The sequence below is a fragment of the Clostridium cellulovorans 743B genome, from assembly GCF_000145275.1.
Classification (GTDB): Bacteria; Bacillota; Clostridia; order Clostridiales; family Clostridiaceae; genus Clostridium_K; species Clostridium_K cellulovorans.
Genome location: NC_014393.1, coordinates 4,984,499 through 4,998,007 on the forward strand (window position 1 = coordinate 4,984,499; position 13,509 = coordinate 4,998,007).

The following is a 13,509-nucleotide window of genomic DNA, read 5'->3' on the forward strand; positions in this document are numbered from 1 at the left end:
TGAAAGTCTTTTGAATGTCCATTTATAACATAATAGAAAAATCCTATAGAATGTTTTTTATAATCATTCTATAGGATTTCATTTCTACTTACTAGAAATCAATTCCATACAATACTGTTGGTCTTTTAGGAATTATCTTTTTTACTAAACGTGAGAACCAAGATCCCCCATTTACTTGTTGCAGTTTTTCTATTTCTCTAATTTCTATAAAACCTTTCATTCTAATTCCTCCTCTAATTAATAAATAAAGAAATATATATGTTTCATTTCTTGAAATCAAATCGAAAATTTATCTAATTACTAAAAGAAAAACAAATTCTATTTAGAATCTTTATTGAAACATATATAAGGAATTATAGCTGCATCGCGTTACAACTAAAGAATTGTCTGTAAAATTCACTTTTATAGATACTTACATATCATATCTTTATGTCGATGCTCTTGCTTTTCCCTATTTTGTTATAGTAACTGGATAAATTCCATATAAGGGTCTAACACCATACTTTACAACAGGTGGCCTAACTACAACACCATACTTAAGAGTTATTGCTTCATTTGCAGCTATTATCGAACTTACTAAGCTATCTCCTCCGTTGATTGAAACTACTTCTTTTATATCAACAAATCCTTTCATTTTCTCACCTCCTTTCTATATTTATGCAAGCATTATCTCTTTGAATTCTCGTGCAAGCTCCTTAGCACATTGTTTATGTTTTTCTTGCGCCTTCTTTAAGACTTCCTTAGCTTCTTCAATTCTTCCTAATTGGAATAGAACTATTATATAGTCGTGATATGGATCTACATAGCCTTCTGGAGATAACTCTGAAGCTTTCTTTAGGTTTTCAATACCTTCCTCTATTCTTTCAAGCTTACAAAGTGCTAACCCTAATCCTTTTAATCCATAAACGTGATTTGAGTCTTTATTTAAAATTTTGTCATTTAATTCAACACATAGTTTATAATTTCCAGTCATGTATGCAGCTAGAGCATAATCGCTTAATAATTTCTCACTTTCATCTTTACTTATAAGTCTTTCACAAGCATGTAACACCATCTCAAAATTAGATTCCTTTAAATATTCTTCTGCTTGAGCCTTTAGGGTATCTATATTATCTGATAACTTTTTCATCTCACATGCTACTGCATAATTATATGAACAGTGGGTATTTTCTGCATACATATCTCCACCAATAGATATACGGGTGTTTGAGCATCCTCCATGACAATAGTCTCCATAAGTACAAGTTTTACAGACACCACTTAACTTATCTCTAGACATCTCTCTATTCCATGCAAAGTTACTTTCTTTTTCCCAAATATCTTTTAAAGAAGTTTCACGGATATTTCCTTCTATATATTTTTGTTCACGAATTGAAGTACAGCCTACGATATCACCATTATGCAAAATACCAAATGATGTCTTTCCAGCTCCACAGCCTGTCCAAAAAGCATTCTCATTACCAGCTCTTTTTTGTCTAACCTTTATTTCTTTTATATTGAAATATCCTAAACAATCTGCTAAGTCTACAGCAATTCTATCTTCTAGCATTGTTTCATATGCAAAGTTTATAACATCATCAATTTGAGAAGGTGCAAGAGTTGTTTCTTTTCTATCTTTAAAACTCCCCATCGGTAATGCGATTTGTAGTTGCCATTGACTTACGCCCATTTCAATAAATTTTTCTTTCATTTCTCCTAGCATAAGTAAGTTTTCTGTACTTATCGTAGTTATTACAGACGTAGCTATTCCGGCATCTTTTAAATACTTTAATGATTGAGAAGATCGAGCAAAAGAACCTGGTTTTCTCATATAATCATGATGCTCTTCTAACCCATCTAAACTTATAGCCACTGTTCCAACACCAGCTTCAGCTGCTAACTTTGCTATTTCTTCAGTAACTAACCATCCATTTGTTATTATATTTGGGATAACTCCATTTTTCGTAAGTTCCTTTGCAATAAGGTGCCAATCCTTTCTAGTAGTTGGTTCACCACCAGAAAGTGTTATGTATTGCATACCTAATTCTCCAAGTTGCCTACATAAATCTAATGCTTCTTCTGTTGTTAATTCATCTGGTAATGGATTTTCACAAATAGATCCACAATGCTTACAACGCATGTTACAGCCCATTGTTATTTCCCATACTGATGTAATAGGTTGATTAATCATAATTTTTTCTCCCTTAAATCTATATTGATTTGTTCTTATATCAGTCTTATTTACTATGTTAAAAACACATAACTTTTCTAACTTATTTAGTTAAGAAACTACTATATATGCTTTATTATTTTACCAAACCACTATGCGTATATATCTTAAACACAGCTAGCAGTAGATAATATCTCTTTACTACTTTAAACATTCGTAATTTTCTTTATCTTCTGCTAGCTAAATCAATATCAATACTATAAAACTATTTGGTTTCATATTTTTAAACACTAAATATTTTGATGTAAAGATTATTATGCTATAACAGTACCTCCAGAACTTGGTGGTCTAACTCCATATACTATAAGTACTTCCTTAGAAATCTTTACTGCCCCACCATTGATTTTATTTAGGTCTTTGATATCAATGAATCCTTCCATGTAATTCACCCCCTTTCATAAAAAGTTAATTTATATATATCCTTTTAATCTTTCATATGTAATTATATTTAGAGAATTTATACCCTTTATTCCTATATTTACACAATAATTCCTTAATCGAAAGAAGTCAACGTACTTTTTGTTAATAATTATCAAATTATATATCTTATTTACACTGAATTTGAACAACAAATTAAATTATATGAGTTTTTTTGTAATTAATCGCAACTAAATCTATAATTTATTTCACTTTAAATCTAAAATTTATTAACAAAAAACTCCTGTAAGTCTAAAACCGTGTATTAAGAATAAAAGAACTTATTCTCAATAATATTATTAAGAATAAGTTCTTTTATTAACTGGTTAACCAATACTAACAAAATTATCTTAACTAAAAATTTTCTTAGTATACAAAAAATTATATAATAATTATTTTATTATGTAACTTTTTACTTTATTACTGGAGTAATTAAGACTTCTTTACTGCATTGGCTATTGTTGTAGCTATTGTTGTTACTGGATTTATAAATACAACACCATAGCAAATTACGTTTATAGGTAATATACCACCATTGATGTTTTCTAAATCCTTAATTGGTTTAAATCCTTCCATATTTGTCCCCCCTTAATATTTTTTAGATATTAATATATATCCATATAACTATAATATTTGCACAAAACTTCCAAGTCAATGTTTTCCTTTCGACTTTTTTACTAATCTTAATACACTCACCATGATATTTAATTTAATTAATAAATTATATTGTTTTCTGTATTTTCACCTATAAACCAATATTGCTTAATTTCCCTATACACAATTAAGAATCATGTTACCACTAGAACTGTCACAATCACTCTCCACAATGTCACTATGAAAATATAAGTATGTATACTTTTATTTTCAATGTACTAAATATTATATCCTGATAAACAAAAGAAAGGAGCAACGTCAAAATGCATATACATTCTGAGGTTACTCCTTTTCATACTTAAAATAATTTAAAAATTATTCATCTAATTTTGATATGATGTCTTGTTATTATTCTGCACTCTTTAGAGATTCAACCATATCTATTTTTTTGAACTTATTATACATAGCTAAATTAACTATTAGTGAAAATACAAGCGTTAATAAAGCAGAAAAGAAAAAATATTGTGTCTTTATTACTCTAGCCATAAGCATTGTCGTTGTTTCTGCACTTGCTAAAACAAAATTATTCATAGCTATTCCCATGAATATCCCAGCAACAATTCCTATTATCGTTAATATAATATTTTCTTTATATATATATGATGCAAGTTCATTATTATAAAAACCTAAAACTTTTATTGTTGCAAGCTCTCTCTTTCTTTCAGAGATATTTATATTAGTAAGATTGTATATAACTACGAAAGCCAACAATCCTGCTGAAATTATTAGCACTATAACCACAGTTGTAAGGCTGTTCATATTCTTACTATACTCTTCTTGAAGATTTGTATTAAAGCTTGTAGAGTTTATTTCATCTACGTCTGATAATAGGTTTGAAGTTTTTTCTTCATCAGCTGAGCTATTACTATTTAGCAAAGCATAAAAACTATTATATGCTAAATTCTCCCCTGTAATCTCTTCATAATATTTTGGGGACATATATACAAAGTGTTGCATATATTGCTCTGTTACTGCTGAAACCTTTGCTTCTGCCTTTTTATCATTTATAGTAATTTCTACTGTATCTCCAACTTTCTTACCTAACAACTTTGAAAGTTTCTTTGTTAAAATAACACCCTCATCTTCAAGTGTTACAGTTTCATCATCCATGATCAAATTAATATATTCCCCTACATTTTCATCATTATCCAGCACCATTATATATGCATCTTCCCCAGAAGAGGAATCATCTGATACAGTACCATTAGTTGTATAGGTAAACAACGTAGATTCAATGTTATTATCTCTAAGTACTTTATCATTTAACTTTGTCTTTTCTTCATCATTTAATTTAGTATTTAATAAAGTCTGCATATCATACTTATATATTTTATCAAATTGTCTTCTTAATGAAACATCTATACTACTTTTAACTCCAAAACCTGTTAACATAAGTCCTGTACATGCTGCTATACCAATGACCGTCATTAAAAGCCTTTGCTTATATCTAAATATATTTCTTGCAGTAACTTTCCTTGTAAACTTCAGACGTCTCCATATAAAGTTGATTCTCTCCAAGAAAATTTTCTTTCCAACCTTAGGTGGTTTTGGTCTTATAAGAGAAGCTGGAACTTCTCTCAACTCTTCAATTGTAGCTGCTATAGCTGAAATAGTTGTAAATGCTATAGCCAATAGTGAAGCTTCAATAGACAATGATAAAATTACTGGTGTTAACTTAATTGGAATTGCATACATTTCTCCATAAGCACTCATAATAATCGGCGGATAGGTTTTAAATCCAAAAGATATTCCAATTAAACTTCCAAGTACACTAGCAAATAATCCATAAAGCAAATAGTGGGAAACTATAGCTACTTTCGGATAACCTAAAGCTTTAAAAGTACCTATTTCTGTTCTATTCTCCTGGACCATCCTTGTAATTGTTGTTAAGCTTACAAGAGCTGCTACAAGGAAGAATATTAGTGGAAATACTTTTCCAATAGTATCTATTCTGGTACTGTCTTCACTATAGCCTTTGTATCCCACATTATCATCTCTATCAAAAATATACCACTGTGGCTTCAGTAAGCCTTGAGTCTGACCATAGCTTGCTTTAATAATTTCATCATATCTATTACTACTCTGTTCTTCTCCTAATATTTCTATTTCTTGATTTAAATCGTCTATTACATGCTTATAATCATTATTCTTATAGAAACTAGTATCAGCTTCTTCATAATCTGCTTTTATATACATTTCTGTATAAACAGAGCTTTTAAAAACCTCTGGCAGTATATAAACAAAACCTTTAACTGTTCCATTTCCAACAGAACTTAGTTGTCTGTTTATAGATAAATATAATGGCGATTGTGCTGATGCAACTATCTTAAACTCATTATTTCTCAACTTATCTTTAATATCAGTTTTATTACCGGAGTTAAGCTTTATTGTATCTCCTATGCTTAAAGAGTTTTCCTTTAAAAATCTCTCCTCAACTACTATCTCATTATCATTCTTAGGTTTGCTTCCTTCTACGATAGTTATAGTATTTATACCATCCTCTTTAGGCAAAGAATTGATATTTACAACTAGGCCTGTCTCTCCTTGTTCTACTACTGCATCCAAGGAATAAGCCCCTTCTACTGAAGATATACTTTTTAGATTACTAACTGCATCAATATCATCATCTGTGATACCCATAGTACCGATAATTTTAAAATCCATGAAGTTACTATCTTTAAGATATAAATCTGCTGATCTCTTCATATCTGGACTTGTTGCTCTTATTCCTCCATAAAAAGATACGCCGATTGCAATTATTATAACTATAGAAATAAATCTTGATATCGTCTTTTTTACATCTCTAAATATATTTTTTATAAAAGTCTTCTTCATAATTACCACTCTATGCTTTCTATTGAAACAGGATTTTCATTTTTTGTTATACTCTCTACAGTTCCATTCTTTACATGAATTACTTTATCAGCAATAGGTGCTATAGCTGAATTATGCGTTATTATTACTACAGTCATTTTATATTGTTTACAAGTATCTGATAAAAGTTTCAAAATAGATTTACCAGTGTTATAATCTAACGCTCCTGTTGGTTCATCACAAAGAAGTAGTTTTGGATTTTTTGCTAATGCTCTTGCAATAGATACTCTTTGTTGCTCTCCACCAGAAAGCTGTGCTGGAAAGTTTTCCATCCTATGCCCTAATCCAACTTCTTTTAATACCTCTTCTGGATTCATAGGATTCTTACATATTTCCACTGCTAATTCAACATTCTCTAAGGCATTAAGATTTTGAACTAGATTGTAAAATTGAAATACAAAGCCTATATCTTCACGCCTATATTTGGTAAGAAGCTTTTCATTATATTTACTAATTTCATTACCATCAACAAATATACTACCACTAGTTACTTGATCCATACCACCTAAAAGATTTAAGATGGTAGTTTTTCCTGCTCCACTTGCTCCAAGTATTATAACGAATTCACCCTTATCTATTGAGAAAGATGCATCAGAAACAGCAGTTATTGCAACCTCTCCCATAGTATAACTCTTTTTAACATTTTTTAATTCTATAAATTTATCCACTTTTGCCCTCCTCATCTCTTTAATGAACATTTGTTCACTTCTATGGTAATAGCTACCCTCTTGAAGTATTGGTAGCATATCTTTTAACAATCTTCTATATCTAACTTGTCATCTATATCACAAAACAAAATATCTATAATATTATTTATATATCTTTTAACTTCTCTCCCATCCTCTTTTTCATTTAGTATAATAGCTACGCTTTCTACTAAATTACATGCTAAAAGATAAATTATAAAATTATCCTTAAGCTTTTTTCCCTTAAAAGAGAGGTCATAATTAAGTTTTTTTGTTACAGTCCCTGTTACCCATTCAGCAAAGAATGTTTTACAATTTTCATATATAGTCCCTTCACTACCGTTAAATAATATAGCAAGTTCTGTGCTTTTAGTCTCGAATACCTTCATTATTTTCTCTAAGAGCTCAATAAATATGTATTCTGCCTTCTCGTCTAACTTAACATTCTCAAGGGCTGTAATATATTCTACTATTTTATTATATACATCTCCAATTAATGTCTTATACAAATCCTCTTTACTGTCAAAATATTTATATATATTCCCCACAGAGGTTTCAGAATTTTTAGCTATAGTTCTAACAGACGACTTATTGTATCCTTTAAGTTTAAATTCCTTTAAAGCTTCGGAAATGATTTTGTTCTTTGTTTCTTCCTTTAAGTATTGCACAAAAGAAAACCTCCGTTCATTTTTACTATTCTACTCCTATTAAATACAAATGTAAATACCAAAGTTAATCTTTATCTAAAAGAATCTTTACCTTTACACATTAATAGAGTCCTTAAATTTTATTCGTACAGAAAAAAAGCAGACAATGCATATAAACACTGACTACTCACCAATTCCTCATTGATAACTCTAAATTAACCAAGCTTTTTAAATTGATTAGCTATAAAATAGCCTGCCCCACCAACTATTAATATAATTATGCCCCATTTAACTATTGATTTAACTAACCACCAAGTAATACTAACAATCGTAAAAAGCAGTACTATTCCACCTATAATAGTAAGGATGTTTTTGATCATAGAGTCATTTCTCATTATCTATACCTCACATTTTAATGTATTTACGTCTTAAAATTACTAATAATAACTATTAAACCCTCTCAGTAATTTTACCTACATTATATTTTTATTATCACATATGTTATTCTAGCACCGTAGCTTTTCATGCTCAAGTTAAATATAAATTTTGTATAGTACTTTTATATTATATTTCGAAGGTAAACTTGCTTTAATCAAACTATTTATAAATAGAACCAAATAGTATCCTTGAACACGGATTTTCTTCATCTAGTCTTTTGACAACAAACAAAGAAATCTTTATAAAACATTAAAATATAACTTTTTAAAAAACTGAAATTCATATACACTATACATAATCTTAATTATTAAAATTATGTCAAAAGCCATAGGCATATTGAAAAATCAATATGCCTATGAAACGTCTTTATTGAAATACACACAATCATGAAAAAGCTTGTTATTTATGCCATATTACGAAATTTATCATATCTCATTTTCATTAGTTCTTCTAAGTTCATAGTTCTTAACACTTCTATTTCTTCTATTAACTGTTGCTTTAAATCTTTTGCCATTACCTCTGGATTTTTGTGAGCTCCACCAAAAGGCTCCTTTATTACTTTATCTATTATTCCAAAGTCCAATAACTCATTAGCAGTAATTTTCATCGCATTTGCAGCGTCTTTAGCTCTCGATGCATCCTTCCATAAAATAGATGCAAAACCCTCTGGAGACAAAATAGAATATATAGAATTTTCAAGCATCCATACTCTATCAGCTACACCTAGTGCTAATGCCCCTCCACTTCCACCTTCTCCAATAAAAATAGAAATAATAGGTGTTTTTAATGTCATCATTTCTACTAAATTTTGTGCAATTGCATATCCTTGACCTCTTTCTTCTGCTTCAACTCCACAGAAAGCCCCTGGTGTATCTACAAAACAAATTACTGGTCTTTTAAACTTCTCAGCTTGCTTCATAAGCCTTAAAGCTTTTCTATAGCCTTCCGGATGTGGCATACCAAAATTTCGCTCAAGATTCTCCTTAGTGTTTTGTCCTTTTGCTATTCCAATAACTGTTATATTCACATTGCCTATAGAACCTATACCACCAATAATAGCTTTATCATCACCAAAGGATCTATCTCCGTGAAATTCGATAAATTTATCAAAAATACTCTGTATATAAAATTTAGCATTAGGTCTTTCATTCAATCTTGCTATAGTTACCTTTTTCCAAGCATTCATTTTCTCACCTCATGAAGAGTTAATATCTTAGAAAGTACGGTTTTCATATTCCTTCTATCCACTATCTTATCGATAAACCCTTTTTGAAATAGAAACTCTGCACTTTGAAAGTTTTCAGGTAATTTCTCATTTATAGTGCTTTCAATTACCCTTCTTCCTGCAAAACCTATAAGTGCTTTAGGCTCACTTATAATGATATCTCCTTCCATAGCAAAGCTCGCTGTTACCCCACCTGTTGTAGGATGAGTAATTACTGTTATATATAATAACCCTGTATCTCCATGCTTAGCTACAGCACCACTAACCTTTGCCATTTGCATTAAGGAAAAGATTCCTTCTTGCATTCTAGCTCCTCCAGATGTAGTAAAAATAATAATAGGTAATCTTTTTGAAGTCGCATATTCAATGGCTCTAGTAATCTTTTCACCTACAGCTGTTCCCATGCTCCCCATCATAAAGTTACTGTCCATTATTGCTGTAACTACAGGATTTCCGCCTACTGTACCATATCCTGTAACTACAGCTTCCTTTAAACTTGTGGCTTCTCTAGCCTTTGCTAACTTCTCTTCATAGCCTTCAAATTCTAAAGGATTTTTCCCTACAACTTCTGAATCTATCTGCTTAAAGGTATCCTTGTCAAAGATATATTTTATCCTTTCCATAGCAGATATTTTCATATGATACCCACATTTCGGACAAACATTCATATTATTGCTTAAATCCTCAGTGTATACAATGCTAGAACATTCTGTACACTTACTCCACATACCAGTTGGTATGTTTGGTTTTTCTATATCATCTAATCTTCTTTCTAAATTAACTTTACTAACAGTAGCGTATTTCCTCTTACCTAACAAATCTTTAAGCATCATTTATTCACCAACTTATCCGTTAAAAATAGAGTATTATAACTTCCGTTAACGAAATCCTCATGATTTAATATAGAAAAATGTAAATCTACATTGGTGACAACTCCGACTACAATAAACTCTGCTAAGGCTCTTTTCATTCTTCTTATTGCCTCATCTCTATTTCTCCCATAGACGATAAGTTTACCAATCATTGAATCATAGAACTGCGGAATCTTATATCCTCCATAGATTGCAGTATCTACCCTTACCCCTAACCCTCCTGGAAAATTCACTTCTTCAATCAATCCAGGACAAGGTCTGAAGTTTTCATTAGGATCCTCAGCATTTATTCTACACTCGATCGAGTGTCCTTTAATCGAAATGTCCTCCTGTGCAAAGGATATCGCCATACCACTAGCTACATTTATCTGTTCTTTTACTAAATCTATTCCTGTAACCATCTCTGTTATAGGATGCTCTACTTGAATTCTTGTATTCATTTCCATGAAGTAGAAATTACCATTTATATCATAAAGGAATTCTATGGTTCCTACACTATTATAATTTACAGCCTTTGCCGCTTTTTTGGCTATCTCACCCATGATCTGTCTAGTTTCTTCTGATAAAACTGTAGATGGAGCCTCTTCTATGACCTTTTGATTCTTTCTTTGTACCGAACAATCTCTCTCTCCAAGATGTACAACATTTCCATAATCATCTCCGAGGATTTGAATTTCTATATGCTTTGGTTTCTCTATATACTTTTCAATATACATAGTATCATCACCAAAGTTTGCTTTTGATTCAGCTTTAGCCGTATTATAGCTTGAAGCTAAATCTTCCTCTTTATAAACTATTTTTATTCCTTTACCGCCACCACCAGAAGCAGCTTTTACCATAACAGGAAAACCTATTTCCTTTGCAATCTCTAGTGCATGCTCTTCATCTCGTATCGCACCTTCATAGCCGGGAACTATAGGAACACCTGCTTCTCTCATTATTTCTCTTGCTCTAGCTTTGTTTCCCATAAGATCTATGGCTTTGTAGTTTGGTCCTATGAATTTTATATTACATTCTTCACACATCTTAGCAAACCTACTGTTTTCAGACAAAAACCCAAAACCAGGATGTATTGCATCAGCCTCTGTTAAAATGCAGGCACTTAATATATTTTGAATATTAAGATAGCTATCTCTTGATGTTGCTGGTCCTATGCAAACTGCTTCATCAGCAAGTTTTACATGAAGAGCATCCTTGTCAGCTTCTGAATATACAGCAACAGTTGCTATATCCATTTCTCTACAAGCTCTGATAACTCTTACTGCAATTTCTCCTCTATTAGCGATTAGAACTTTCTTTATCATATTCTCACCTAACCTATAGCAAATAAGATTTCTCCCTCACAAGCCTTTTCCCCTTCAACTGTAGCCAAGACTTTACCTATTCCAATAGATCCCTTCAATTTAATTATCTCAGTTTCTAACTTCAAGACATCTCCTGGAACAACTTTCTTTTTAAATCTTATCTTATTAATTCCTGCAAAATAAGCAGTTTTTCCTTTAAACTCATCCATACTTAAGATTGCAACTGCTCCAGTTTGAGCTAATGCCTCAACTATTAATACTCCTGGCATAATAGGTTCTTGTGGAAAGTGTCCTTGAAAAAATGGTTCATTTACAGTTACATTCTTATAACCTACAGCTTTAGTACCTTCAACAATTTCTTCTATTCTATCGATTAATAAAAATGGATATCTATGTGGAATTATTTCCTTAATCTCATTTATTGTTAACATGTTAATTCTCCCTTATTTTAAATAATGGCTGACCATACTCTACCATATCACCATTTTTAAATAGTATCTCTACCACTTCTCCAGAAACTTCTGCTTCAATTTCATTCATAAGCTTCATAGCTTCAATAATACAAAGAATTTCTCCCGTTTTAATTCTCTGGCCTACTTCTACGAAAACTTCAGCCTCAGGACTTGGTGCATTGTAAATAGTCCCTACCATTGGAGATCCTATAACTTTAAGATCCTCCATCACAAGAGTTTCACTATCAGTAGCTATAAGAGTTTCCTCAGTTTCAACCCTCTTAACAACAGTAGTTTCTTCCACTATCTTGTCTACAGGAGTTATCTTACTTTGTTTAGGTACTACATCCTCAGCTTCCTTACTATTTCTAGTTAAAGATTTATCCATTTTCACATGATATTCAGATGATGAAAATTCGAAAAATGCTAATTCTGAAGTATTAACTGCATCAATAAGCTGTTTAATTTTTTCAATATCCATAACCTATTCACCTATCTCCCACTTTTTAAATACCAAAGTAGCGTTATGTCCTCCGAAGCCTAATGAATTAGATAATGCATATTTAAGTTCAGAAGATCTTCCTTCATTTGGCACATAGTCTAAATCACACTCTTCGTCTTTAGTATTATAGCCAATAGTTGGAGGTATAAAGCCTTCCTCTAAAGCTTTTATACAAACAATTGATTCAACAGCGCCTGCTGCACCAAGTAGGTGACCTGTCATAGACTTTGTAGATGAAACTGGTATATTATATGCGTTATCTCCAAATACCTTTTTAATAGCTATAGTTTCAAACTTATCATTGTATGGAGTACTTGTTCCATGAGCATTTATATAAGAAATTTCGTTATTTTCTATTCCAGCTTCCTTTATAGCAAGCTCCATAGCCTTAGCAGCACCTACACCTTCTGGATCTGGTGATGTCATATGATATGCATCACAAGTTGAACCATATCCAACTACTTCTGCAAGAATAGTTGCTCCCCTACTTTGAGCATGTTCAAGGCTCTCTAATATAAGAATTCCTGCACCTTCACCCATTACAAAGCCACTTCTTTCTTTATCAAAAGGTATCGATGCTTTATTTATATCATTAGAAGTATTTAATGCTTTCAAATTAGTAAATCCAGCAACACTCATTCCTGTAATTGGTGCTTCTGCTCCACCAGTTATCATTACATCTGCATAGCCATGCTTTATATTTCTAAAAGCATCACCAATTGAATTAGTTCCAGTTGCACAAGCTGTAACAGAAGCATTACTAATACCTTTTGCTCCATACTTTATCGCAATATTTCCTGAAGCTAAATTGATAATAGACATTGGTATAAAAAATGGAGAAACTTTTTTAGGACCTTTTGAAAATAGCTTTTCAAATTCGTTTCCCATAGTACTAAAACCACCAATACCAGAACCAACAATAACACCAACTCTATATCTATCTTCTGCATCAAGATCTAGCTTAGACATTTTAAGTGCTTCATCTGTAGCGGCTATAGCCAACTGCGAGAATCTATCCATTCTCTTTGCTTCTTTTGCATCCATTACTTCCGTTGGATCAAAGTTCTTAACTTCACCTGCTATTTTAACTTGATAATCTGTTGTATCGAAACCTTTTATAAAATCAATACCACAAACACCATTCTTACTATTATTCCAAAATGTACTTACATCATTACCTATTGGAGTTACTGCTCCTATTCCTGTAATTACTACTCTTCTATCCATAA

The 13,509-nt window shown here is 31.3% G+C and carries 15 protein-coding genes; all 15 read right to left on the reverse strand.

What is annotated here, in order from left to right; translation table 11 throughout:
• Positions 1 to 91 precede the first annotated feature (91 nt).
• On the reverse strand, positions 92 to 220 hold the full coding sequence (locus CLOCEL_RS23745) for a hypothetical protein (RefSeq protein WP_010074139.1): 129 nt from the start codon (positions 218 to 220) through the stop codon (positions 92 to 94).
• A 231-nt stretch (positions 221 to 451) separates the two neighbouring features.
• Positions 452 to 634 (reverse strand): hypothetical protein, encoded by a 183-nt coding sequence (locus CLOCEL_RS20615; protein WP_010074140.1) that lies wholly within the window; start codon positions 632 to 634, stop codon positions 452 to 454.
• A 21-nt stretch (positions 635 to 655) separates the two neighbouring features.
• A complete protein-coding gene (locus CLOCEL_RS20620; RefSeq protein WP_013291968.1) occupies positions 656 to 2,170 on the reverse strand; it encodes a radical SAM/SPASM domain-containing protein in 1,515 nt (504 codons plus the stop codon).
• 293 nt (positions 2,171 to 2,463) lie between these two features.
• Positions 2,464 to 2,589, reverse strand: a complete 126-nt coding sequence (locus CLOCEL_RS23750) for a hypothetical protein (protein ID WP_010074142.1) — start codon at positions 2,587 to 2,589, stop codon at positions 2,464 to 2,466.
• 469 nt (positions 2,590 to 3,058) lie between these two features.
• On the reverse strand, positions 3,059 to 3,202 hold the full coding sequence (locus CLOCEL_RS22560; protein ID WP_010074143.1) for a class IIb bacteriocin, lactobin A/cerein 7B family: 144 nt from the start codon (positions 3,200 to 3,202) through the stop codon (positions 3,059 to 3,061).
• Between the two features lie 426 nt (positions 3,203 to 3,628).
• Complete coding sequence (locus CLOCEL_RS20625; protein WP_010074144.1) at positions 3,629 to 6,115, reverse strand: ABC transporter permease; 2,487 nt, start codon at positions 6,113 to 6,115, stop codon at positions 3,629 to 3,631.
• 2 nt (positions 6,116 to 6,117) lie between these two features.
• Complete coding sequence (locus tag CLOCEL_RS20630) at positions 6,118 to 6,822, reverse strand: ABC transporter ATP-binding protein (RefSeq protein ID WP_010074145.1); 705 nt, start codon at positions 6,820 to 6,822, stop codon at positions 6,118 to 6,120.
• An 83-nt stretch (positions 6,823 to 6,905) separates the two neighbouring features.
• Complete coding sequence (locus CLOCEL_RS20635; protein WP_010074146.1) at positions 6,906 to 7,508, reverse strand: TetR/AcrR family transcriptional regulator; 603 nt, start codon at positions 7,506 to 7,508, stop codon at positions 6,906 to 6,908.
• Positions 7,509 to 7,702: 194 nt separating this feature from the next.
• The gene (locus CLOCEL_RS20640) at positions 7,703 to 7,882 is read right to left on the reverse strand and encodes a hypothetical protein (protein WP_010074147.1); all 180 of its coding nucleotides are present in this window, start codon (positions 7,880 to 7,882) and stop codon (positions 7,703 to 7,705) included.
• A 446-nt stretch (positions 7,883 to 8,328) separates the two neighbouring features.
• Complete coding sequence (locus tag CLOCEL_RS20645) at positions 8,329 to 9,111, reverse strand: acetyl-CoA carboxylase carboxyltransferase subunit alpha (RefSeq protein WP_010074148.1); 783 nt, start codon at positions 9,109 to 9,111, stop codon at positions 8,329 to 8,331.
• The gene (accD, locus tag CLOCEL_RS20650) at positions 9,108 to 9,980 is read right to left on the reverse strand and encodes an acetyl-CoA carboxylase, carboxyltransferase subunit beta (RefSeq protein ID WP_010074149.1); all 873 of its coding nucleotides are present in this window, start codon (positions 9,978 to 9,980) and stop codon (positions 9,108 to 9,110) included. Before accD ends, CLOCEL_RS20645 begins: the two co-directional genes overlap by 4 nt.
• The gene (locus CLOCEL_RS20655) at positions 9,980 to 11,326 is read right to left on the reverse strand and encodes an acetyl-CoA carboxylase biotin carboxylase subunit (protein WP_010074150.1); all 1,347 of its coding nucleotides are present in this window, start codon (positions 11,324 to 11,326) and stop codon (positions 9,980 to 9,982) included. The genes accD and CLOCEL_RS20655 overlap by 1 nt, the downstream gene beginning before the upstream one ends.
• 8 nt (positions 11,327 to 11,334) lie before the next feature.
• The gene (gene fabZ, locus CLOCEL_RS20660; protein WP_010074151.1) at positions 11,335 to 11,757 is read right to left on the reverse strand and encodes a 3-hydroxyacyl-ACP dehydratase FabZ; all 423 of its coding nucleotides are present in this window, start codon (positions 11,755 to 11,757) and stop codon (positions 11,335 to 11,337) included.
• Position 11,758: 1 nt separating this feature from the next.
• Positions 11,759 to 12,259 carry an acetyl-CoA carboxylase biotin carboxyl carrier protein gene (gene accB / locus CLOCEL_RS20665; RefSeq protein WP_010074152.1) on the reverse strand — a complete coding sequence of 167 codons (501 nt, stop codon included), beginning with the start codon at positions 12,257 to 12,259 and terminating at the stop codon, positions 11,759 to 11,761.
• Positions 12,260 to 12,262: 3 nt separating this feature from the next.
• Complete coding sequence (fabF, locus tag CLOCEL_RS20670; RefSeq protein WP_010074153.1) at positions 12,263 to 13,507, reverse strand: beta-ketoacyl-ACP synthase II; 1,245 nt, start codon at positions 13,505 to 13,507, stop codon at positions 12,263 to 12,265.
• Between the last annotated feature and the right edge of the window lie 2 nt (positions 13,508 to 13,509).